The organism is Photobacterium phosphoreum (assembly GCF_002954725.1).
Lineage (GTDB): Bacteria > Pseudomonadota > Gammaproteobacteria > Enterobacterales > Vibrionaceae > Photobacterium > Photobacterium phosphoreum.
In genome coordinates, this window is sequence record NZ_MSCQ01000001.1 from 1,337,628 (window position 1) to 1,361,650 (window position 24,023).

General features: G+C 39.8%; 16 protein-coding genes and 1 riboswitch. Of the genes, 12 read left to right on the top strand and 4 right to left on the bottom strand.

From position 1 onward, the window contains the following. Positions 1 to 336: 336 nt before the first annotated feature. A complete protein-coding gene (locus BTO21_RS05950) occupies positions 337 to 933 on the bottom strand; it encodes a GTP cyclohydrolase II (protein WP_045031553.1) in 597 nt (198 codons plus the stop codon). Positions 934 to 1,208: 275 nt separating this feature from the next. Further along, a complete protein-coding gene (locus BTO21_RS05955; RefSeq protein ID WP_045031552.1) occupies positions 1,209 to 2,486 on the bottom strand; it encodes an alpha/beta fold hydrolase in 1,278 nt (425 codons plus the stop codon). Positions 2,487 to 2,827: 341 nt separating this feature from the next. After that, positions 2,828 to 2,902: riboswitch (Fluoride riboswitch) on the top strand. Between the two features lie 215 nt (positions 2,903 to 3,117). Here BTO21_RS05955 and BTO21_RS05960 point away from each other — a divergent pair. The 5 genes from BTO21_RS05960 to BTO21_RS05980 all read left to right on the top strand — a co-directional run bounded on the left by BTO21_RS05960 (position 3,118) and on the right by BTO21_RS05980 (position 10,111). Continuing rightward, positions 3,118 to 3,810 (top strand): iron-sulfur cluster assembly scaffold protein, encoded by a 693-nt coding sequence (locus BTO21_RS05960; protein ID WP_036794324.1) that lies wholly within the window; start codon positions 3,118 to 3,120, stop codon positions 3,808 to 3,810. 104 nt (positions 3,811 to 3,914) lie between these two features. Further along, complete coding sequence (locus BTO21_RS05965; protein ID WP_045031550.1) at positions 3,915 to 4,919, top strand: GGGtGRT protein; 1,005 nt, start codon at positions 3,915 to 3,917, stop codon at positions 4,917 to 4,919. 248 nt (positions 4,920 to 5,167) lie between these two features. Then, positions 5,168 to 6,076 (top strand): manganese-dependent inorganic pyrophosphatase, encoded by a 909-nt coding sequence (locus BTO21_RS05970; RefSeq protein ID WP_045031548.1) that lies wholly within the window; start codon positions 5,168 to 5,170, stop codon positions 6,074 to 6,076. 344 nt (positions 6,077 to 6,420) lie between these two features. Beyond that, positions 6,421 to 7,650, top strand: a complete 1,230-nt coding sequence (locus BTO21_RS05975; protein WP_045031546.1) for an outer membrane protein transport protein — start codon at positions 6,421 to 6,423, stop codon at positions 7,648 to 7,650. Positions 7,651 to 7,684: 34 nt separating this feature from the next. After that, on the top strand, positions 7,685 to 10,111 hold the full coding sequence (locus BTO21_RS05980) for a VolA/Pla-1 family phospholipase (protein ID WP_045031544.1): 2,427 nt from the start codon (positions 7,685 to 7,687) through the stop codon (positions 10,109 to 10,111). A 91-nt stretch (positions 10,112 to 10,202) separates the two neighbouring features. On the opposite strand, the gene BTO21_RS05985 is transcribed toward BTO21_RS05980, so the two are convergent. Then, positions 10,203 to 11,423, bottom strand: a complete 1,221-nt coding sequence (locus tag BTO21_RS05985) for a patatin-like phospholipase family protein (protein WP_045031542.1) — start codon at positions 11,421 to 11,423, stop codon at positions 10,203 to 10,205. Between the two features lie 418 nt (positions 11,424 to 11,841). On the opposite strand from BTO21_RS05985, the gene BTO21_RS05990 reads away from it, so the two are divergent. After that, positions 11,842 to 12,834: a DUF2860 domain-containing protein gene (locus BTO21_RS05990; protein WP_045031540.1), complete on the top strand. Its 993-nt coding sequence runs from the start codon at positions 11,842 to 11,844 to the stop codon at positions 12,832 to 12,834. 161 nt (positions 12,835 to 12,995) lie between these two features. After that, complete coding sequence (gene panP, locus BTO21_RS05995; RefSeq protein ID WP_045031539.1) at positions 12,996 to 14,660, top strand: pyridoxal-dependent aspartate 1-decarboxylase PanP; 1,665 nt, start codon at positions 12,996 to 12,998, stop codon at positions 14,658 to 14,660. Positions 14,661 to 15,236: 576 nt separating this feature from the next. On the opposite strand, the gene torR is transcribed toward panP, so the two are convergent. Further along, positions 15,237 to 15,950 (bottom strand): two-component system response regulator TorR, encoded by a 714-nt coding sequence (torR, locus tag BTO21_RS06000; RefSeq protein ID WP_045031537.1) that lies wholly within the window; start codon positions 15,948 to 15,950, stop codon positions 15,237 to 15,239. Between the two features lie 199 nt (positions 15,951 to 16,149). Here torR and torC point away from each other — a divergent pair, with 199 nt between their 5' ends. The 5 genes from torC (at position 16,150) to BTO21_RS06025 (ending at position 24,013) form a co-directional block, all read left to right on the top strand. Continuing rightward, on the top strand, positions 16,150 to 17,316 hold the full coding sequence (torC, locus tag BTO21_RS06005; protein ID WP_045031535.1) for a pentaheme c-type cytochrome TorC: 1,167 nt from the start codon (positions 16,150 to 16,152) through the stop codon (positions 17,314 to 17,316). A 93-nt stretch (positions 17,317 to 17,409) separates the two neighbouring features. Further along, complete coding sequence (gene torA / locus BTO21_RS06010) at positions 17,410 to 19,938, top strand: trimethylamine-N-oxide reductase TorA (RefSeq protein ID WP_045031533.1); 2,529 nt, start codon at positions 17,410 to 17,412, stop codon at positions 19,936 to 19,938. Between the two features lie 152 nt (positions 19,939 to 20,090). Next, complete coding sequence (gene torD / locus BTO21_RS06015; RefSeq protein WP_045031531.1) at positions 20,091 to 20,738, top strand: molecular chaperone TorD; 648 nt, start codon at positions 20,091 to 20,093, stop codon at positions 20,736 to 20,738. Positions 20,739 to 21,169: 431 nt separating this feature from the next. Continuing rightward, positions 21,170 to 22,306: a hydrogenase small subunit gene (locus tag BTO21_RS06020; RefSeq protein ID WP_045031529.1), complete on the top strand. Its 1,137-nt coding sequence runs from the start codon at positions 21,170 to 21,172 to the stop codon at positions 22,304 to 22,306. 3 nt (positions 22,307 to 22,309) lie between these two features. After that, a complete protein-coding gene (locus tag BTO21_RS06025; RefSeq protein WP_045031527.1) occupies positions 22,310 to 24,013 on the top strand; it encodes a nickel-dependent hydrogenase large subunit in 1,704 nt (567 codons plus the stop codon). Positions 24,014 to 24,023 lie beyond the last annotated feature (10 nt).

Consider the following 24,023-nt stretch of genomic DNA (forward strand, 5'->3'; position numbering starts at 1 on the left):
TCACCCTCAAAAAAGATTAATATTGTAAGTTAATTATTAATAATCAACATATTAAATAATAAGAAAAATATAGAATGAAAGAATCTCTGCTATCAAAGACGAAGTGTGTTCGTTTAAATAGTATCTATGCCTGTAAAATCAGCGCAAATAGTAATCTTCTGCTCAATAACTAACAAGTGAATCTTGTTGATAACGCACGATAGTTTATTATGGGGTACATTAGAAAAACTAATCCATAGTAAATATTGGTCTTTAATGGCAATTTTTAGTTAAAAAAGCCTCATAATACTTTCAATAACAGAGAAAATATCATGAGGCTATTTTATTTTATAAATGTTAGTCAAATTTTAAACGATGCTTACCGTGTGAAGCTTTCACTTTTAAATAATTTTCATTGCCATCTTTGACGTGTGCTTTTGTACCAACCACTTCAACGATGTTGATACCATGTTCTTCTAAGTCACAAATCTTTTTCGGATTGTTAGTCACTAAGCGTACTTCATTAATGCCTAACGCTCTCAACATTTGAGCTGCTTCAGAAAATTCACGTAAGTCATCACCAAAGCCAAGATGATTATTAGCCTCATAGGTATTCATACCTTGGCTCTGTAATTCATAAGCATCGATTTTATTATATAAACCAATGCCACGTCCTTCTTGACGTAAATAAAGAATAATACCGCCGACTTTACCCATTTTTTCGATGGTTTCATCAAGTTGCTCACCGCAGTCGCAACGTGAAGAATGAAACACATCGCCCGTTAAACACTCGGAATGCATACGGACCAAAGGTGCTAAGGTTTTATCTGCACCGTCAAAAATAATAGCAACGTGCTCTTTGCCTGACTCTAATCCATTGAATGAAAGCAATTCAGCGGGAATGTTGCTGTTAAGACCTACTTTAAAAGGCACTCTTGCCCTAACATTTACCATATTCTTCCTAAGCGTTTCTTCATGTCCCTGCCGTAGAGGGGCATTTGATTATGACTAAATAATACCGATATTAGGGTACTAACAACAACTATATCAAAAATCAATCAAGATCATTAATCATCATCTTTTTTGAATGCATTACATTACCACTTAGTGCTACAAATATAAATGTTATATTATAACATTACGTAACGATAAGCAGTCTTATTGATTATAAGTGATAAAATAAATACACCTTCATTTAATCACAGTACTATTTTACGTTAAGTCACCGCTTAAAGTGAATCCGCTAACACAATCAGTTGTTCTAGAATATGCTCACCATCGACACGTAAGCCATTGTGTTCATATTGATTAGTTTGCCATGATTTAGCATTGCCTAACAATGCCAACGTTTCACAGCTATAACGATATTCGACATACATATCCTCAACATACACCGCCGCTGCAACAGGAACGGTATTATTGGCTAATTGCTGCGCACAATATAATAGCGGCCAATCTTTTTTATGAGCCAATAAATGTGCCGCTTCACGTAATGGTTGCAGGCATGTCATTTGATCAAACATCCACGGGTAAACCATTTCACCGGTAAAAAGCAAATCACTGCCTGTTTGATATTGGTACTGTGGGTATTGATGACGTACCCGTTCAGCCGCCCACTCAGAAGCTTGCTGTTGACAATAAATAGCTTCATGCAAAATGGCATAAATAGGATTGGTCTGATAACTCTGCTGATTTAGCATAGCATTAAGAAATGTATAACTAAGTTGCTGTTGTCCTTCGACCGTCACAAATGCATCTTCTAACGCATAATACATCGCTAAATCACCGCCCTCACCACCTAATGTAATGCCCCACGTCTGAAATTGTTCAACGGTGAATAATTGTCCATTAGGTAAATAAACCGCGTTATTTAACAAATGATCAGCAATGGCATTACATTGTTGTTGCGCTCCAGCAAAACGCTTAAAGAAAGCCTTATTTTTATCAGCAACTCTTTTATACGTTGCTTGATACACCTCATCAGCCGTTGCCGTGATTGATGGAATACCACCCGTCATGAAAACACGAGACAAACTTTGAGGATAAAAAGACAAGTAATGTAATGCGCAGAAACCACCAAAACTTTGTCCGAGTAACGCCCATTGATCAATACCTAAATGTTGACGCAATTGCTCAGCATCGCGAACAATATTATCAGCTCGAAAATGGGTTAAGTACTCTGCCTGAAGTTGGGGAGATTTAGCGGCTAATGTTTGAGAAGAAATAGCACTACTTGCACCAGTGCCACGTTGGTCAAGTAATAACACCCGATAATATTTTAATGCTGTTTTTAACCAGCCACTATTTGTTTCTGGTCGTGGTGCAGCAAAACCTGGCCCACCTTGTAAATAGACTAACCACGGTAAGTTTTTATCAATGTTTGATTTATGTACAACTTCTCGAGCATAAATCATTAATGAACCGTCGTTTATTTGTTCATAATTAACCGGAACGTTAATCTTTATATTCCTAAAACAAAGTTCATCACTATAAATAAAGTCTTGCAATGGTATTCTCCGACGGCATAATAAAAACAATTATCATTTAATATTGATTAAATAATAATACATTCAAACTAAATATCCTTATATATATTTTATGAATATTTCCCATTAAAAATAAAGTATTTATTATCAACAAGATAAAGCCTCCGCTTAAAATTCAAAATACGCAAACATTAATAAGAATAATTATCAGTTAATGATTTCATATTTGAAATCTTTTTTCCAATATTTAATTATCCGTAGATAAAAAAAAAGGCGTATATTTATGCCATTAACAAAATAGATAATAAAATCAGTTTTGTTGCTATAAATAGTTGCTATAAATAATTGCTTTTATAATAAGCCTTATAGCGGGAGATGATGTTCCTCCTTTAACCGCCTTATTGAATTTCTTTAAGGATAATGACGTCTGACAACATTCGGCTTTTAATAGTTGAGGTCCGTGTTATTTTCTGTTGAATATCTAACGATAGATGTTCATTTTCAAACACGTCGCGTTGTTAACGTATAGCGTCCTCTTCTTATTATCTGCACGATAACGAATTATCAATTCTACACTGCTAGCAGCAATACGCTAATACATACATTTTGTATTACCTTATTGCCTATACTGCGGTGTCTATGAGGCAGAGCAATGCAATACTCAAGTGAAGTTCAAAACATGTGTCCTATCTCTCGTGGTCCACAACACGAGTCAGCGCCAATTCCAGTAGAAGGTCGCTGGGTTAGCCCTAAAGATGTTATTGCTATTTCTGGTGTAAGCCACGGTGTTGGTGCTTGTGCTCCTCAACAAGGCGCAGCAAAACTAACACTTAACGTTAAAAACGGTATCATCGAAGAAGCACTGATCGAGACTATCGGTTGTTCTGGTATGACTCACTCTGCAGCAATGGCTTCAGAAATCATTACTGGTAAGACAATCCTTGAAGCACTAAACACTGACCTTGTGTGTGATGCTATCAACGTTGCAATGCGTGAAATCTTCCTTCAGTACGTTTACGGCCGTACTCAAACTGCATTCTCTTTAGACGGCTTACCAATCGGTGCTGGTCTTGAAGATCTAGGTAAAGGTTTACGTAGCCAAGTAGGTACACACTACGGTACACGTGAAAAAGGCCCTCGTTACATGGAGATGGCTGAAGGTTACGTAACTAAAATTGCACTAGATGACAACGAAGAAATCATTGGCTACCGTTTTGTAAACGTAGGCAAGATGATGGAATCTATCGGTAAAGGCGTTCCTGCTGCTGAAGCTATGGAACAAGCTACGGGTCAATACGGTCGCTTTGATGAAGCAGCTCGTACTATCGATCCTCGTCACGAGTAATCATAGACCTATATCACACAAGTAAATGACGCGTTTATTTTTAACTTTTTAAAGAGTTATAGCGTCACTGAAATTGTTTTTACCGAATTAGAGGAAACTCCATCATGGCTGCATTATTTGAAAGTTTTGATCGTCGTATTGCAAAAATCACTCCAGTACTAGAGCAGTACGGTTTCGCTTCATTAGAAGAAGCACGTGATTTCTGTAACGAAAATGGTGTTGATGCATACAACATCGTTAAAGAAACACAACCTATCGCGTTTGAAAACGCATCTTGGGCTTACGTTTTAGGTACAGCTATTGCACTTAAAGAAGGCGCAAAAACAGCTGCTGACGCTGCAGAATACCTAGGTCAAGGCCTACAAGCTTTCTGTATTCCTGGTTCTGTTGCTGACCAACGTGAAGTAGGTCTTGGTCACGGTCGTCTAGGCGCTCGTCTACTAAACAACGATACCCAATGTTTCGCATTCCTTGCTGGTCACGAATCATTTGCAGCGGCTGAAGGCGCAATCAAAATTGCCCTAAACGCTAACAAAGTACGTACTAACCCACTACGCGTTATTCTTAACGGTCTTGGTAAAGATGCTGCATACCTAATCGCTCGTATCAACGGCTTTAACTACGTTGAAACTAAATACGATTACATTACTGGTGAACTAAACGTTGTTTCTGAGCGTCGTTTCTCTAAAACACAACGTGGTGACATTAACTGTTACGGTTCTGATGATGTACGTGAAGGTGTTGCAATTATGCACCGCGAAAACGTTGATATCTCAATCACTGGTAACTCAACTAACCCAACACGTTTCCAACACCCTGTTGCTGGTACGTACAAGAAAGAACGTCTAGAAGCAGGCAAAGCATTCTTCTCAGTAGCATCAGGTGGCGGTACTGGTCGTACTCTTCACCCTGATAACGTTGCTGCAGGTCCAGCTTCTTACGGTCTTACTGATACTATGGGTCGTATGCACTCTGATGCTCAGTTTGCAGGTTCTTCATCTGTACCCGCTCACGTTGAAATGATGGGCTTAATCGGTATGGGTAATAACCCAATGGTTGGCGCAACTGTTGCTGTTGCCGTTGCTATTGAGCAAGCTCAAAAAGCATAAGCTATAGTTAAACAAGATTTTATCTTCAAATAACGAAAAAGGCGCGAGATTAGACACTCGCGCCTTTATTTGTTTGTCATAATTGTTATTTCTGCAAAATACTCTAAAATCCTCACTCATCGTAAGTTCTTGATCATGCTTATCCCTATAAAACATTCCGTCTTCGGGGTATAATCAACAAAGAATCGAGTTAATCTTATATATGTTACACAGCACCATGCTGTTACAGATAAAGTAAAGGAAATATCATGATCCAAGTTGTAGGTCACAAAAACCCAGATAGTGACAGCATTTGTTCTGCACTAGTTTGTACAGCATTCCTTAAGGCTCGTGGTCTTGAAGCGACAGCAATTCGTCAAGGCGAAATGAACCGCGAAACACTACATATCCTTGAATTAGCTGGTGTTACAGCTCCAGAGCTACGTACAAGCGTTGCTGGCGAGAAAGTATGGTTAGTTGACTATTCAGATCTTGCTCAAGCTCCTGATGATTTAGCTGAAGCTGAAGTTGTAGGTATTGTTGACCACCACCGTCTAGGTGATGTAATGACAATTAACCCAATGGAAGCTTGGATCTGGCCTGTAGGTTGTACTTGTACAGTGCTATTCAACTTATTTAAGATCGAAGGTCACACAATTACGCGTGAACTAGCGGTTCTTATGATGTCAGCTATCCTATCTGATACTGTAGGCTTTGCCTCTCCAACGTGTACTCAAAAAGATAAAGATGCAGTACATGAGCTTGCTCAAATTGCTGACGTACAAGATCTAGAAACATTCATCAAAGCACTATTAATTGCTAAGACTGATATCAAAGGTCTAACAGCAGCACAACTTGTTGAAAAAGACCTTAAAGGTTACCCTTTCAATAACCGTGACGTTGTTGTTGGTCAAATCGAACTTGCGACTCTTGAGCAAGTTGATAGCATGATTGAAGAGCTTCAAGCTGATCTTCAACGTCGTTGTGACGAAGATGGCCTAGGTATGGCTGCACTGATGCTAACAGATATTACTACTAGCACAACGCGCCTACTTTACACTGGTGATTGGAACCACATCTTAGATGAGCATGCAAAAGACGGTATGCTGATGATGGAAAATACCCTAAGCCGTAAAAAGCAAGGCTGGCCTTGGCTACAAACCGTACTTGCAAAATAATCACACTGATTATTGATTATAAAGGTCCTTTTCAGGGCCTTTTTTTTGGTCACTAAAAACATCAATCTCAGCCGAAATAGCGCGAACTCCGTCTAATCAGCAAAAAGTAACGCATTATCCTGCCCATTTTAGAGTAAATACTTTAATTATTTACTCAATATAACCTCTCTATAAAACGTCAATATGAACAAAGTATAAGCAAACAAACCATTTTATTGTGATATTTATCCACATTTGCTTATTATTCTCTTGAGGTATAACTATACTTCCCTCTCTTTAAAATCCCGCCTTCATTGAAGGGTGAAACAGCAAGAAGCTACTAGAAATTATAGAGAGACAGTATAATGTCCATTAATAAAAATAATATCGCCTTAATCATCACAGCAATACTTTCAAGCCAAGCTCATGCTTCTGGCTATCAAGTATCAGAACACTCAGCAGCAGGTCTCGGTCGAGCTTATGCTGGTGATGCCGCTGTTGCTGATACTGCTGCTGTATTAGCGCGTAACCCTGCCGCAATGACACGCTTTAAACATGCAGAAATCTCTGGCGTAGCGAGTATTATTAATCCATCAATTAATATTAATGATCATACACATGGTGAAACCGCAAAAGATATTTCACCAGTAAGCTTTGTACCAGCGTCTTACTACATTCAGCCTATTAATGATAAAACCGCAATTGGTTTAGCGATTTTTAGTAATTATGGTGTGACAACCGATTACCCTAAAGCAATGCAAGCAGGTAGCTTAGCCGGTAAAACATCATTAGAAACAGTTAACTTCAATCCTAATATTGCTTATCGTCTATCGCCACAATTAAGTATTGGTGCTGGTGTTAGCCTTGTTTATGGCACCGCCGAATTTAACCGTCGTTTAGGCTCTTTATCTTATGCCGCGCCAAGCAATAACCTTATTAATATGGAAGGCAGCGACTGGAGTTGGGGCTGGAATATTGGTGCGTTATATGAATTAGATAATAACAATCGTTTTGGATTAAGTTACCGCTCACAAGTAGATCTCAATTTTCACGGCCATTTTACTGACTACTTGGGTCAAGCAACCTCAAAAGCAAACCAAACTGTTGCAGCAAGCCTTGCACTTCCTCTTCCAGCGATTGCTGAATTTTCAGGTTTCCACCAGCTAAACCCACAATGGGCTATTAGCTATAGCGTTCAATGGACGCAATACAACAAATTTAAAGAAATTAGAGCAGTAAGTTCTCAGTGTGCAACCGGCACATGTTTCGTTAAAAAAGAAAATTTCAAAGATACTTACCGTTGGGCTGTAGGTACAACTTATACGCTAAACCCAACATGGACACTGCGCTATGGTTTTGCCATTGATCAAAATGCAGGACAAGCGACATTAAGTATTCCAGATACCGATCGTTATTGGTATTCAGCGGGTGCGACTTACCATTACAGCCCTGCCCTGTCTGTCGATCTTGGTGTGTCTTATATCCACAGTAAAAAAGCTGATTTTGTAGAGCAAACACCAACCGGTGAAAATGACAGTTTTACTTCATCAGGTAAAGCTTACCTTGCTGCTGCTCAAATTAACTACCGCTTTTAATGCGATATAAACTATCAAATCATTAGGAATCACAATGAAAATACGTTCTATCGCATTATTAATTACATCTGCGCTAAGTTTAGTGGCATGTAAAGGTAACGGTACCTTAGAAAATCAATCACCGATTGATCCAAATATTGCAGCAAGCTTGAATGCTGAAACAAAAGTTGATTTTGATCTACTAGCCAAAGATAAAAAGCTAATATTACCAACATATTTAGCAATGGATGTTCAAGATGGCACATTAGCAACTGAGGCAATGGCTAAAGATAAAACTAATACTTCAGATCCATTAGTTGCTATGGGGCAAACTGATGGTTGGAGCACAACCCAGCCGATTACCATTAATTTCACAGGTAAAACGCTTGATCCTACAACGGCAGCCAATAGCTTCTATTTAATTAAATCAGGTGATCCAACTAACCCTGACGATACAACAAAGCCAACTCTATTATCTCAGGAAAATGGAGATTTTACTCTTCAAGTCTCTGGTCACAGTTTAATTGTGATCCTGCTTAAACCATTAGATCCTGCTAGTAACTACATGTACGCCGTTACTGATGATTTAAAAGATATTAATGGTCAGCCTGTAGGTATGAGTAACTCGTATGCATTGTTAAAGTCAGATAATCTGCCACCAGCACCTGCATTGTTACCTGCACAAAAGATCACTCACGCCACTGAAGAAGCCTTCCACGGTATTGTGCAAAAACGCGATATTATCTTCTCATCATGGTTTACGACACTTTCTTCTGGTGATGTGTTGTTTGCGGCTAAAATGGTGACGTTACAAACAATCTCAAACCAAATTGCAACTCATGAACCCGTTATTACTGGCGACGATAATGCGACCAAAGATAATTTATATAAATTAACATTACCAACCATAACGGATAATGTTCAAGGATCTGAAACACCAGCAGGCAATAAAATTTACTCTGGGTACATCTATTTACCTTATTATTTATCAACAGATCCTAAAAATTACCTTACTACACCGTGGCACAGTGATATGCCAAGTTTAGCGAAGATAAAATATGTATTAACCAATGGTAGTGATGCCGATAAGCAAGCTATTACCAACAAACTTTATCAATGGGGGATCACAACAGATGATCTTGCCAAGGTTGCAACCGATAAAACAATACAGATAAAAGTATTAACCGCACTTAAAGGTAAAACATTAACACTTGCTAACGGTAAACCGCTTGATCCTCAACGTTTAATTACCCGTTATAGTCCTGTACCAAAAATGCAGTCTATTGCGAAAGTTCAATACAATTTAATCATGCCTAACTTAGACGAGAAGAATCCAGATAAGTGTAAACAATCAGGCTATAGCGTAACTATATTCCAGCATGGTGTTACATCAAATAAAGAACAGTTTGTTTATTCTCGACCAAGCCTACCCGATAAAATAATCGATGATCAATGTCGTGCTATTTTTGCGATTGATTTACCGTTACACGGAGATCGTGGTATTGGCGGTAAAAATGCATCGGTTGATCCAAAAATGTTTTTAAATTTTATTGATCTTACCGTAGCTCGCGATAACTTACGTCAAAGTGTTATTGATGTCGTTAATCTACGCGCAGTGATTGGTAAAATATTTACTGACCAAAATAAAGATGAATTGGGTGATCAACTCCGTTATTTAACATTAAATAACGGCGTCAGTTTTGCGGGTCACTCATTAGGTGCAATTACAGGAGTGGATGTTGCCAACATCGCCAATGAAAGCACCCAAAATACAGTGGCTGATCAGAATTATTTCAATATCAATACCGTTGCGCTAGCAAACCCAGGGGCTGAGATTCCTTACCTATTATTAAATTCACCAAGTTTTGGTGACTTAATTAAAGGTGGAATCGTCGAAGGTATTAATCCCGAGTTTGCAAAATCATGTGGGACTAAAAACGTTGCTTTATGCTATCAAGCATTAGTCTCTCAACTAACCGCAGCAAACGATGCCGGTAATTCATTAGCTAAAATTACCTTAAATACAATGAATGACAGTTTTAATAAATTTGCCTATGCTGCCCAAACGGTGATGGATCCTGTTGACCCGATTAACCTTGCGCGCAATATTCCTAAAAATGTTGCTGTTTTAATGCAAGAAATGCAAGGTGATATGGTGATACCAAATAGCTCACAACCAAGCCCTTATATTTACTCACCATTTACTGGCACAACACCACTGATTGCACCACTTTCGCTTTCAACACAATTAGAGGCTAATCAAAGCGTGATTAACAATGATATTATCAAGCACGCATTGAGATTTAAAGGGGGCTATCATACCTCAATTCTGTCACCAAAAAATCCACTTACAGGCTTAATAACACCTGAAAGCACTGATGTAACTAATGCGATGCAAACAGCATTAGCTTCATTTATTAAAAGTGATGGTAAGCAAGTGATGATCAGTGATCAACATGTGATGAGTCAATTTACACACTAACTAAAAAAAAACCGAGCACAGAATATCTCTTTCTAATTGAAATGGTATAAGGTATGTGCTCGGTTGTTATTTTTAAATATTCCGCGATAGCTTACTTATCTCGCAAATGCTGCATCAAACTGGTCTTTTGATTCAATAACTGTGAAAAAGACGTCACAAACTGCTCACCAATTTGTTTCCCTTGTTGGTAATCAAGCTCTAAATCTTCATAACTACTTAATAAAGCACTGCTGTTTAATGTCTTCTCTGGCGCAATTTGAATAACCTGTAACCCTTGAGGCGGATTCACTAAAAAATTATTCACATCCTGATAAGTACGATGATAACGCGCCAACATTTCTAATATTTCAGAGTTTGTTCCCTGGCCTGTTAACTGCAATAAACGCTCAATATTCATCTGAGAAAACCAACTTTTACGTGTTAATACCTTATTCTTAATCGCGGTATTATCTTCATTACTGTCTTCATCTTCCCAATAATGTTGTCGCCACTGTTCAAATCGCTGACTCAACTCTTGATGAATAGTTTTAATTTTATCAACCGACTCATTCAGGCTTAATTTATCAATATAATAAGGTAATTGGGTTTCAACATTTTCTCGCCAATCATCGAAAATACCCCGTTCATGATTATCACTACTGCCTTTATCGCTATTCTCTAATGGCTCAGTACGAATCACGACCACTAAATCAGCACCACGCCGCCATGCTTCTTTTACAGGAATAGCCGCGCTCACTCCGCCATCAACCCATTGAAGATCATTCATATTAACCGGTTGATTATAAAGCAACGGAATAGCACAACTTGCCAATAGTACCTCGCGCCAATCTTGTTGGTACATTGGGAGATAATAATCTTGCAGAGTATCTTTACGGGTCGCACACGCGAGTGCAGTACGATGAAGAAGTGTTTTATGTGCTGTTACAACATCTAGCGGATATAAACCCGATGGTGATACTTGCTGTAATGCCCAATCTAAATTCATTGGCTGTTGCTTACTAAGGTATTTATAAAGATTAAAAAATTGGTCATTCATCGATACATCACGAATAAAATGGTAACCAAACCGAGGCTGACGACTAATAAAAGAAGATAAGTTAAGCGCACCAGCAGAAGTGCCAATATACAGCTCGAATGGGTCAAACTGATGATCAAGAAAGCTATCAAGTACACCAGCAGAAAAAATACCGCGCTGACCACCACCTTGAACAATGAGTGCGATTTTTTTACTGGGTGCCGCGTGTATCACCGAAGAAAAGTCAGCAATGGATTTATGGTTAAAATCACGCAAACTAAATGGAAGATAATTCATTTCTTCTCCCTGTAAAATATACCAATAGGCATATATAAATATATCTAAGAGAGTCGAATATACAATTTGTACATACCAATAGGAAATACTGTCAGAAAAATATCATGATAATTATCTAACATGACTGACTTTAGACGCTATGCATGTAAAGCAATAAGCCCATAACTTGCTAATGTGAAAAGTGTTACCGTTACTGTTACCAATGCTACTTTTAATTCAATATTCATAATAAGACCACCCTCAACGCGTAACATAACATTAACTTAAGTGTATGGTCAGATTGTTAAGAAAATCAATATCCATTACAATAATTACATCAATAGCTACACTATTAGCAGCGTCATTAAGTAATTAAAGATCATCAATAAAGTGATCTGTTACTTATACAATATGACTAATTTATTTTATAGGAAAAATAATGAAACCATTGCTCACTGTAGGCTTAATTGCTACCACAATGATATCCACTACAACAATAGCAAAACCCGTTGATTGGACTCCAGGCGTTGGCGGTGATATTTCTTTAATGGTTGGTTATAATAAATCCGACTCACAGTTTAATAGCGACAATCACACCACACCAAACTTAAACAGCAACGGTGATATACAAGACAAAATGTTCGTCGCACCGATAGGTAATATTAGTTATACCTTTAATAGTGGTGATAAACAGCTGTATTTTGGTACTAGCCGTTCTGATATTGCACTTGGGCGCTTTCATATAGAAGCTGGATACCGACAAAAGTTTGCCGATACTTCAACGTTGACACTCAGTTATATTCCCGGTCTTTTAAGCCAAAAAACATGGCAAGACCCTTACCTTCAAAATGTAGAGCGCAGTAAAACAAATTCTAATATTAATGCGTTCAGCGTTAAACTGGATAATATCCGTGGTTCACGTTTTTCTGGTCAAATTGCTTATGGTAAATTCAGCATTGATCATGAACGTAGTGGCAACGATCCTTTACTGGCACTCACTGCAGATGAGCGTGCCTCTCTTAATCGTAATGCTAACGTCCTTTATACCGAGGGTACATATGTACAACCTTTTAGTCGTCGTTTAATGCTTCGTACCGCGGTTAATTTTACTAATATTGATGCTAATGGTAATGCCATGAGTAATAATATTTACGGTGCTGCCGCAACTATTATTCAATTATTGCCACAATCGAGCCTCGCATTTACGTTAAGTTATAAAAAAGCCTTGTTTGACTCAACCCACCCTGTCTTTAATAAAAAACAGCAGGATAATAAATTCGGGGCTTTCTTAGCCTATGAATATCGCCAACCGTTTAATTGGAAAAACTGGGGCTTAGTTTCACTGATTGGCTATAGCTCAACTCAATCCAATATAAACTTTTATGACAGCAATGATGTTTTAGTCAGTGCGGGCTTAAACTATAAATTTTAATAACAGAGCAATAAGTCGCGATTTGATTAAGCGATAATAAACAAATTACGGGCGTTTAGGGTGGTTATATTTTAACCACCCCGAAATAATTCGAGACATCCGCCAGAATATCGATTAGATTGACTACACTTTGCCAAAGTTATGGAAACGTTAAATAAATTATGGCGACTAATAATCGTACTGCCGATGCATCTTTAGAATCCTTGCACCGCATTTTCACTGTACCCGAAGCACCGGATTCAACCTTAGGCTTAATCGAAAAAGAGCTTTCAGAAAACCTTAATGAATTTCTGCGAACCCATATAGCAGCAACCGAAAAGCCATTAGCTGAAATTGAAAAAGATTTCTCCAATGCGGCTATTCCTGAAGTCCCTTCTTTTGTTTCTGAGCACACTCAATTCTTGTTAAATAAACTGGTTGCTCAATCAGTTCATACTGCTGCACCAACGTTTATTGGTCATATGACCTCTGCCCTGCCTTATTTCATGATGCCTTTATCCAAGATCATGATTGCGTTAAACCAAAATTTGGTAAAGATAGAGACCTCAAAAGCATTTACGCCACTTGAGCGTCAAGTATTAGGCATGCTGCATAAGTTAATCTTTAATCAAAATGAAAGTTTCTACCAACAATGGATGCACAGTGCGGACCATTCTTTAGGGGCTTTTTGTTCGGGTGGCACTATCGCTAACATCACTGCGCTATGGGTTGCTCGTAATGCAGCCTTGCAGCCTGATGGTGAATTTACTGGCGTAGGTCAGCAAGGTTTACTCCGTGCAATGAGACATTATGGTTATGATGATCTTGCGATTTTAGTCTCGGAGCGTGGTCACTATTCTCTCAAAAAAGCGGCTGATGTTTTAGGTATCGGTCGAGATAGTCTTATTGCGATTAAGACAGATGATAACAATCGTATTGATCTTGATGAATTACAAACCACACTTGCTAGTTTAAAACACAAGAATATAAAACCCTTCGCCATTATTGGTATCGCAGGCACAACAGAAACAGGTAATATCGACCCCCTTGATCAGCTTGCAGATATTGCAGCCGAGCACCAATGCCACTTCCATGTTGATGCGGCTTGGGGCGGCGCAACGTTAATGTCGAATAAATACCGTCATTTATTGAAAGGTATTGAACGCGCAGATTCAATTACCATTGATGCCCATAAACAGCTCTATATTCCTATGGGTGCTGGCATGGTGATATTTAAAAACCCAGAGTTAATGACAGCAATTGAGCATCATGCTGAATATATTCTTCGTAAAGGCTCTAAAGATTTAGGTAGCCATACGCTTGAAGGTTCGCGCAGTGGAATGGCAATGTTGCTCTATGCCAGCATGAATATTATTAGCCGCCCTGGCTATGAACTTCTGATTAATAATAGTATTGAAAAAGCGCATTACTTCGCAAACTGCATTGAACAACACCCTGAGTTTGAATTAGTTACTCACCCTGAATTATGTCTTCTGACTTACCGTTATGTTCCCGCAAAGACACAACAAGCATTACAGCTAGCAACACCAGAACAGCGTGATCAACTGTTAGAGCTGTTAAACGATCTCACCCAGTTCATTCAAAAACGTCAGCGAGAATCTGGAAAATCGTTTGTATCACGCACTCGTATTACACCGGAGAAGTGGCAACGTAAAGCAACGACGGTATTTCGTGTCGTGCTCGCAAACCCACTAACAACCACTGAAATATTAGAAAATGTACTCATTGAGCAACAGCAACTTGCACAAAAAAGTACAATTAGTCTGCCTGAAATCATTAAATTAACTGAACAAATAATAGAAAAAAGAACGAAAAACGATAGATAAAGACGTTATATCTATACGTTATTTCCAAGATATTTACGTGACATCGCATTTTTTGCCATTATTTAACATTTAATTGTACGGTAAACGGTATTCAATATATGACTATTTTATGAATAACTCGCGACTTAACTATGAACAGCGGATGATTATAGTATGAATAGCATCATAAAATAGCGCCGTTTACCCTTCTTAATATTCACTTAATCACACACCCCAAATGGCAATTTTAGTGAAAATACAATTATCAAGAGATTATCGTACAAAATTCATGTTCATAAGATTTCATTATTCCACTGCATTGTTGCTAATTAACGATCGCTAAGTTAATGATTGAGCTGTGATTAGTTTTATAAATGTTACAAAAAAGACTTGGTATTAATATTGATTCTCAATACGATGTTTTGTTCCTTTTTGACCCAAAAAAATATTCTCACAAATCATGATCTAAATCAAAAACAAGGCCAAATGGCACCCAAAAAAAATGCCCTGTTCTATTAAAACAAGGCATTTTTATGTCAATTTGTGTCATAGCTATTTCATAGAAACAATACTTTACCAGTCAAATTAAGACTAATATTAGTCGCCAGCAAACATGTACCCTTCACCATGAACGGTAACAAAAATCTGTGGATTCTTAGGATCAAGTTCCATTTTAGAGCGCATTCTACGAATCAAAACATCAATCGTGCGGTCGTTTGGTGCTTCTACACGATGGCTTAACATGTTCAAAATACGTTCACGGCTTAACACTACATTTGGGTGCGATGAGAACGCAACTAATAGCTCATATTCAGCCTTAGTTAGCTTCACTGGAAGACCATTATGTGTCAGTGCGCGTTTGTTAATATCAAACTGCCATTCACCAAAGCGAATGATGTTATCTTCCTGCATTTCAACCATAGTTTCATCGCGCGCTTTTTCTACTAACGTCATGCGCCATAACAAGTTTTTCACTCGAACCAAGAGTTCACGCAGTTCAAAAGGTTTAGTTACATAGTCGTCTGCGCCCATCTCTAAACCGACGATGCGATCGATGCTATCAGTACGTCCAGTCACCAAAATAATGCCTACTTCAGAACGGCTTCTAAGCTCGCGAGTTAGCATTAAACCATCTTCACCTGGCAGGTTAATATCGAGCATTACAAGGTCAATTTTTTCCGTTGCCATTATCTCGCGCATCTGTGCGCCACTGTCTGCTTGGCTTACCTTGTATCCTTCATTCTCAAAATACCCAACCAATTTTGTGCGGGTAACAATTTCATCTTCTACAACAAGTACGTGATGGCTCATGTCGTTCTCTTTTTAGTTTTTGGCTTTCTTGCTGAACGGTAGCACAAACCAAGACCATTCACAATTTGTCATAACTATGCCTTTACTATTCATCCGTAGCGTTAACCTTATTCATATCGTAACAATAAGATTACCCCATAAAATTTTAACCGTCACCGTAGTCTACGGTGGGCATTATTTTCAAATGGAATCTTTCAAGATGAAGAAAATTTGGCAGATGTTGACGAAACCAAGCAGCAAGTACTCAATTCTTGCTCTGGTGCTTGTTGGTATTGGTATCGCCGTGAGTGGCATCTTTGCTGTACACAAAGGTTTTGAACACGCATCAACCAATGAATTTTGTGTTGGTTGTCATACCATGCAACAGAACTATGAAGAATATACCCAATCGGTACACTTCAAAAATGCTTCTGGTGTTCGTGCTGATTGTGTTGACTGTCACCAACCGAAAGATTTAGTGGGCATGATAGAAACAAAGTTAATGGCATCAAAAGATGTGTATAACCAGTTTATTACTAAAAAAATCGACACCCCTGAAAAATTTGAAGAGCATCGTTTAGAATTGGCTCAGATGGTTTGGAAACGCATGGAAAAACAAAACTCAAGCACATGTAAGAGTTGCCATAACTATTCAGCGATGGACCATGCTAAGCAATCACCTGAAGCTGCTGCTGCAATGACAGACGCTGCTGCGAAAGACATGAACTGTATTGAGTGTCACAAAGGTATTGCACACGAACTACCAAACATGGCTGGCGGTTTCCAAAAAGACTTCCAAGGTCTACAAGCTGAAGCAACCACTCAAGGTGCAACTGCTGAGAAACTTTACTCATTAGGTGAGAAAGACATCTTTGCAACTGATGATCCAAAAGGTAAATCAGAAGGTAAATTATTACCCGCTTCTGAAGTAACCGTACTTGAACGCAAAGGCGACATGCTAAAAGTTGAAGTTAACGGCTGGCTAGAAAAAGCAGGTAAAGGTCGCGTAATGACTGAGTACATGGGTAAGCGTGTCTTCAAGGCAACTATCCGTGGTGAAGTTAAAGCGAACGAGAAAATCATTAAAGAAGAAACTGATCCTGCAACTAACATTGTGTGGCAGAACATCAGTGTTCAAGGTTGGATTACTAAATCAGACATGATTGACAGTATTAAACCAATCTGGAACTACGCAGAAGATATGTACGCGTCTACATGTAACGCTTGTCACGCGGCGCCAGATCCTGGCCATTTTACTGCAAATGGCTGGATCGCAAGTCTGAAAGCCATGAGCTCTTACTACCGTCTGACCAAGACTGAAGAACGTACACTACTTAAATATCTTCAGAACCATGGCAGCGATACAGGTGGTGCTGGCGCGCATTAATCCAGCGCTCCAATAAACGATTAAATGATAGGCGGGTGATAATTTTTATCCCCGCCCCATCGATAAAAATTAAAGTTTAAGGATTCTCCAACTATGGCGACTCAAAACAATCATAAAGGCATTACACGCCGCCGCTTCCTATCTGGTCTTGCGATTGCAAGTGCTGCATCAGTTGTCGGTACAAGTCTACTTGCTCCTCGTAAAGCAATGGCAGCAACAGATGCTGTTACAGGCTTTAACGGCGAAGTGCTTTGTGGCTCTCACTGGGGTGCATTCCGTGCCAAAGTTGTTAACGGCGTATGGACCGAAACAACCCCATTTGAAAAAGACCCACACCCAACAGTAATGCTAGATGCCGTACGTGAAGTGGTATACAACCCTGCACGTGTTAAATACCCAATGATTCGTATCGACTGGCTAAAACAAGGCTACAAGTCAGATACAAGCCAACGTGGTAATAACCGTTTTGTACGTGTGCCTTGGTCACAAGCATTAGATTTCTTCCAGCACGAATTAAACCGTGTTCAAGAAACTTACGGCCCAAGTGCGTTATACGCAGGTCATACTGGCTGGCAGTCTGTAGGTAAACTACACAACGCCGGTACAATGATGAAGCGTGGTATCAGCCTTCACGGTACTACCCTTGGTAAAATGGGTGACTACTCAACAGGTGCTGCACAAGTTATTCTTCCTTACGTTGCCGGTGCAATGGAAGTTTACGAACAACAAACCTCTTGGGATATCGTATTAAAGAACACTGATACCATCGTAATGTGGGGTACGGATCCAGTTAAAAACCTACAAGTAGGTTGGTTGGTTCCTGATCACAGCGTATACAGTTCATACCAGCAACTTGCTGAGAAAGTGAAAAACAAAGAAATTAAAGTTATTCACGTTGATCCAGTACGCAATGAAACCATGAAGTTTGTTGGTGGTGAGCAGTTACCTGTCCACCCACAATCAGATATTCCGTTGATGCTGGCGATTGCGCACACGCTATACACTGAAAATCTATACGACAAAGAATTCATCGCTAACTACACCACAGGTTTTGACAAGTTCATGCCTTACGTGATGGGCGAAACTGACGGTATTGTTAAAACACCTGAATGGGCAGAGAAAATCTGTGGCATTAAGGCAAGTCAAATCCGTGAACTAGCACGCACAATGGCAGGTGGTCGTACTCAGCTTGTGGGCGGTTGGTGTCTACAGCGTATGCAACACGGCGAGCAATGGGCGTGGATGCTGGTTGTGCTAGCAGCAATGCTTGGCCAAATCGGTCAACCTGGTGGTGGTTTCGGCTTTGGCTGGCACTACAACGATGCTGGTACAATTACTTCTGCTGGCCCACTGATGTCAGGCTTTAGTGGTGTAACTGGCGTAGATCCAATCTACAACGGTTCATTTAAAGGCTACGCAAAGACAATTCCTGTGGCACGTTTTGTTGATTGTATCTCTAACCCAGGTACTAAGATCCAGTGGAACGGTAGTGAAATTACCTTCCCATACATGAAGATGGCGATCTTCAGTGGTAACAACCCATTTGCTCACCACCAAGATCGTAACCGTATGATCAAAGCGTGGACGAAACTAGAGACTGTTATTTCTATCGAGCACCAATGGACAGCGACGTGTCGTTTTGCAGATATCGTATTACCTGCAACAACCACTTACGAGCGTGATGATATCGAGCAGTTTGGTAACCATTCCAACAAAGGTATCCTTGCATTACGTAAGATTGTTGAGCCAATGTTTGAGTCTAAAGATGACTTCGATATTTTCCGTGAACTATGTGCACGCTTTAACCGCGAAGAAGCATTTACTGGCGGTAAAAAGAAAATCGAAATCATTGAAGAAATCTACAACGGCGCACGTTTACAAGGCCGTGGTATCGGTGTTCGTATGCCAACCTTCGCTAAGTTCTGGGAAGGTGATGGCTATATTGAATTCCCTGCGGGCAAAGAGTGGGTACGTCACGAATCATTCCGTAACGAACCGGACCTTGAGCCACTAGGTACAGCATCAGGTTTGATTGAGATCTACTGTAAGACAATCGCAGATATGGGTTACAACGACTGTCAAGGTCACCCAATGTGGTTTGAAAAAGAAGAACGTAGTCACGGCGGTCCACGCTCTGATGTCTACCCTCTTCACTTACAGAGCTGTCACCCAAATAACCGTTTGCACTCACAGTTATGTTCATCAACTGACTTCCGTGCAACTTACGCAGTCGCTGATCGTGAGCCAATTTACATCAATACCCAAGATGCAACAGCACGTGGTATTAAATCTGGCGACTTGGTACGCGTATTTAACGGTCGTGGTCAAGTATTGGCAGGCGCAGTAGTAACAGATGACTACTCACCGGGTGTATGTCGTATTCACGAAGGTGCTTGGTATAGCCCTCTTGAAGGCGGAAAAGCAGGCACAATCTGTACTTACGGCGATCCAAACGTACTAACGTTAGATATCGGTACTTCTCAGCTTGCACAAGCAACATCAGCGCACACTGCTGTGGTTGATATTGAGAAATACACTGGCCCAGTACCAGAAGTAACAGGCTTTAACGGCCCTACGTATGAAACAGGGATTGACCCACTATTCCCAGCAATGGATAAGTAATTAATCCGTTACTAGCATAGTGAATCAACTCATAAAGGCGATGAATATTAATTTCATCGCCTTTATTTCATTTTTTAGAACCTATTCTAATAACCCTTAGGTATACTCTGCCTAACCGCTTTATTTGAATATGTTTTATGTCTGGAGTGACCATGCAAGAATTTATCGCATTCAACGAACAACGTGCTGAAATCTACTGGTGGATGTCTTCACTTTTCGCCCGTGAATTAAGTGATGCCGATCTACATGAATACCATGGCGGTGAGATGTATACATTTCTGTCTGGTCTTGGTATGACTGAGGAATTAAAAGCACCCGTTGATACCTTCCGTGCCGCCATTAAAAAATCTCATGCTCGTAGTGATGAACAACTAGAACTTGCGGCTGATTTTTGTGGTTTATTTCTAAGTACACCAAAATCAGGTGCGCTGCCTTACGCTTCAATGTATGTCGGTAAAACAGGGCTATTAAACGACAAGCCTGCCCAAGAAATGCATGAACTTATGGCCTCTTTTGATATTGCACAGCGTAAAGAATTCAATGAACCTGCTGATCATCTTGCGATTGAATTAGACTTCATGGGCAATTTAATCATCATGGGCAATCAACAACAAACAGAAGAACAACGTGAAGCATTGATGCAATCACAATTGTCGTTCATCAATACTATGCTGTTAAATTGGTTACCGTTATTTACCAAAGAATGTCAACTTCGTGATCGCTTTGGCTTCTATGCTGCCGCTGCCAATCTATTACTTGCATTCTGTATTCTAGATAAGAAATTCCTTGCGGGTGAATAAGCTTTTTTAACGCATTAATCATCACCATTTGAGCGCCTTTATTAAACCCAATAAAGGCGTTTTTTATACCCCAGATATAAAAACTCCTAATTTTAGAACCAAGTAAAGTATTCCTTCAAAACATTTATATTTTAATCTACTTTTATATTGCATAACCACGCATTATCTTCCTTGTCCGCTTCAATTTGCCGCCCAAATAAAGTCATTATTTATCATAAGGTTAACGCCAACGATTTCACTATAACATGTTGAAATAATAGCAATTATCATTATCGATCGTTATTTTATGCATAAGCTCATTTTTGATTTTTTATATTGTCATACAAACTTTTAAAATCTGATTCAGATCAACTAATCATATTGATTTAAGTCATAGAATTAACAACTAATACTATTAAAGTATATTTAATCATAGCTAACAAGGTTGATAGATGGACTCGCATGCAGCCCTTTTTGAACTTGGCCAGAAACGTCTTGCCGAGCTTCGAAAAACGAAACCTCTTCGTGAGGGATCTTTTCAGAAAAAACTAGAACAAAATGGCTTTACCCGTCGTGACTTCATGATTTGGAGTGCAACCATCACTTCATTGCTGGCACTACCCCTACCTTTTAGTACCATGGTTGCAGAAGCTGCAGAGCTCTCTGATCGTGTTCCACTTATATGGTTGAGCCTTGCCGAATGTACTGGTTGTTCTGAATCATTAGTACGTAGCACCACGCCTGATATTAGTACGTTACTGTTTGAACATGTATCACTTGAATACCAAGAAGTACTGATGGCAGCAGCGGGCGATCAAGCAGAAGAAAACCTAGATAACGCCATGAAAGCTTATAAAGGCAAATACCTGCTTGCCGCTGAAGGCGCAGTACCTACAGCAAACAACGGTACTTTCCTTACTCTAGGTAGCCAAGCTGAAACAGGTATCTCACTGATTAAACGCGTTGCCGCAGATGCAGCCGCAGTAATTTGTGTCGGTACATGTTCATCTTACGGTGGTATCCAAGCTGCTCGTCCTAACCCGACGGGTGCAAAAAGTGTCGGTGCTGTCATTGACCGTCCCGTGATTAACGTTGCAGGTTGTCCACCAAACCCAGCTAATATTACCGGTACATTAATGTACTACATCATGTTTGGTCGTTTACCTGCATTAGATATCTTTAACCGTCCTAAATGGGCTTATGGCGCTCGAGTTCATGATAACTGTGAACGTCGTGGTCACTTTGATGCGGGTGAATTTGTCACTGAATTTGGTGATGATAATGCCAAGCAAGGTTATTGCTTATTCAAAATGGGTTGTAAAGGTCCTTACACCTATAACAACTGTCCGACTGAGCGTTTTAACTCACACACTAGCTGGCCAGTACTTGCAGGCCATGGTTGCATCGGTTGTTCAGAACCTGATTTTTGGGATGACATGGCCGATTTCGAAAAACCATTGAGTCGTCAACCTGTGCATGGTTTAGATGCTACCGCCGATACTATTGGTGCGGTTATTTTAGGTGTCACTGCCGTTGGTATTGGTGCACACGCAGTCAGCAGTATTTTTGCTAAAAAAGTCGAGGAATAATTCATGAGCAAGCGCGTCGTTATCGATCCCATTACTCGTATCGAAGGCCACTTACGCATCGAAGTTGAACTTGATGCGAATAACGTGATTAACAAAGCATGGGCATCATCTACCCTGTTTCGTGGTCTTGAAATTATCATGAAAGGCCGTACACCGTATGATGTTGGCCTATTAATGCAACGTATCTGTGGTGTATGTACATCATCACACTACCTATGCGGTACGTTAGCTGTTGAAGATGCAATCAATGCCCAAGTGCCTATCAATGCAAAATACATTCGTAGCTTAATCTTAACTACCCTACAAATGCATGACCATATTGTGCACTTCTACATTCTTCACGGTTTAGATTGGATAGATGTTGTTTCAGCATTAAGTGCCGATCCAGCAAAAGCAGCTGTTGAAGCGATGAAGTATTCAACCACACCTATGGCGGCTGGTGAAGGTGACTTACGCGCAGCACAAGAAAAAGTGCAAGGCTTAGTTAACACCGGTAAGTTAGGGCCATTTGCTAATGCTTATTGGGGTAACAAAACCTACAAGTTCACACCAGAGCAAAACCTAATTGGTTTGAGCCACTACCTTAAAGCATTAGAAATTCAACGTATTGCAGCAGAAGCAATGGCAGTTTGGGGCGGTAAAAACCCACACCCACAATCAATCGTTGTTGGTGGCGTAACCTGTGTACGTGACATGCTAGACCCTGCTCGTTTACAAGAGTTTAAGCAGAAATATGCCCATGTTGCAGATTTCGTTGAGCGTGTATATCAAGCTGATATTAAAATGGCTGCTGCCGCTTATGCGAAAGAACCAAGTGTACTTGGTGGCTGTAACGTTGATACCTTCATGTGTAGCGAATCTATTCTGCTTAACCCAGATGATCACCTTTTTGTTGGTGGTGTGATCCGCAATAAAGATTTATCAAAAGCAGAAAACATCGATCTAAACATGATTGAAGAAGATGTAACTCACTCATGGTATGACGCTAACAAACCTCAACACCCATACGATGGTACCACCATCCCTGAGCATACGCCGTTTATTGAGCGCGATACCATTGTCGGTAAACGCCCTACAATCAACGAAGCGGGGAAATACTCTTGGGTTAAATCACCACGTTATAATGGTGAGCCTGTTGAAGTCGGTCCTTTAGCAACTATGGTTGTTAACTACGCCAAAGGTAACACTCGCGTTACGTCAGTAGTGAACGAGTTCTTACAGCAAACGGGTCTACCAGCAGGTGCTTTATTTACCACCCTTGGTCGTACGGCTGCACGTATGTTGCATACTCTAACTATCTCTCGTCATGGTTTAGAAACCTTTGAATCTATGGTGACTAACCTAAATTCAGATCAAACCACTTACATTGAACCGACCATTGATCCTAAAAAGGAATACAAAGGTGTCGGCATCATTGAAGCACCACGCGGCTTCTTGAGTCACTGGTTACGTATTAAAGACGCGAAAGTTGAAAACTATCAAGCCGTGGTTCCAACAACATGGAACGCAGGCCCTATTGATGGTAACGGTAAAGTAGGTCCATACGAAGCCTCTTTAGTGGGTTTACAACTTGAAGATCCGAAAAAACCATTAGAAGTATTACGTGTTATTCACTCATTTGACCCTTGCATGGCGTGTTCAGTACACGTAATGGATTACAAAGGTCAATCGCTTAGTGAATTCCGTATTCCAGCTCAGGCAATGTAACTAAGGATTT

Excerpts from the sequence above, each read along its gene's own strand:
- BTO21_RS05970 (WP_045031548.1), top strand. The coding sequence starts at position 5,168 with ATGATCCAAGTTGTAGGTCACAAAAACCCAGATAGTGACAGCATTTGT.
- torD (WP_045031531.1), top strand. The coding sequence starts at position 20,091 with ATGCAAGAATTTATCGCATTCAACGAACAACGTGCTGAAATCTACTGG.
- BTO21_RS05960 (WP_036794324.1), top strand. The coding sequence starts at position 3,118 with ATGCAATACTCAAGTGAAGTTCAAAACATGTGTCCTATCTCTCGTGGT.
- BTO21_RS05985 (WP_045031542.1), bottom strand. The coding sequence starts at position 11,423 with ATGAATTATCTTCCATTTAGTTTGCGTGATTTTAACCATAAATCCATT.
- BTO21_RS05990 (WP_045031540.1), top strand. The coding sequence starts at position 11,842 with ATGAAACCATTGCTCACTGTAGGCTTAATTGCTACCACAATGATATCC.
- BTO21_RS05950 (WP_045031553.1), bottom strand. The coding sequence starts at position 933 with ATGGTAAATGTTAGGGCAAGAGTGCCTTTTAAAGTAGGTCTTAACAGC.
- BTO21_RS05965 (WP_045031550.1), top strand. The coding sequence starts at position 3,915 with ATGGCTGCATTATTTGAAAGTTTTGATCGTCGTATTGCAAAAATCACT.
- torA (WP_045031533.1), top strand. The coding sequence starts at position 17,410 with ATGGCGACTCAAAACAATCATAAAGGCATTACACGCCGCCGCTTCCTA.
- torR (WP_045031537.1), bottom strand. The coding sequence starts at position 15,950 with ATGAGCCATCACGTACTTGTTGTAGAAGATGAAATTGTTACCCGCACA.
- BTO21_RS05975 (WP_045031546.1), top strand. The coding sequence starts at position 6,421 with ATGTCCATTAATAAAAATAATATCGCCTTAATCATCACAGCAATACTT.
- BTO21_RS05980 (WP_045031544.1), top strand. The coding sequence starts at position 7,685 with ATGAAAATACGTTCTATCGCATTATTAATTACATCTGCGCTAAGTTTA.
- torC (WP_045031535.1), top strand. The coding sequence starts at position 16,150 with ATGAAGAAAATTTGGCAGATGTTGACGAAACCAAGCAGCAAGTACTCA.
- BTO21_RS06020 (WP_045031529.1), top strand. The coding sequence starts at position 21,170 with ATGGACTCGCATGCAGCCCTTTTTGAACTTGGCCAGAAACGTCTTGCC.
- panP (WP_045031539.1), top strand. The coding sequence starts at position 12,996 with ATGGCGACTAATAATCGTACTGCCGATGCATCTTTAGAATCCTTGCAC.
- BTO21_RS06025 (WP_045031527.1), top strand. The coding sequence starts at position 22,310 with ATGAGCAAGCGCGTCGTTATCGATCCCATTACTCGTATCGAAGGCCAC.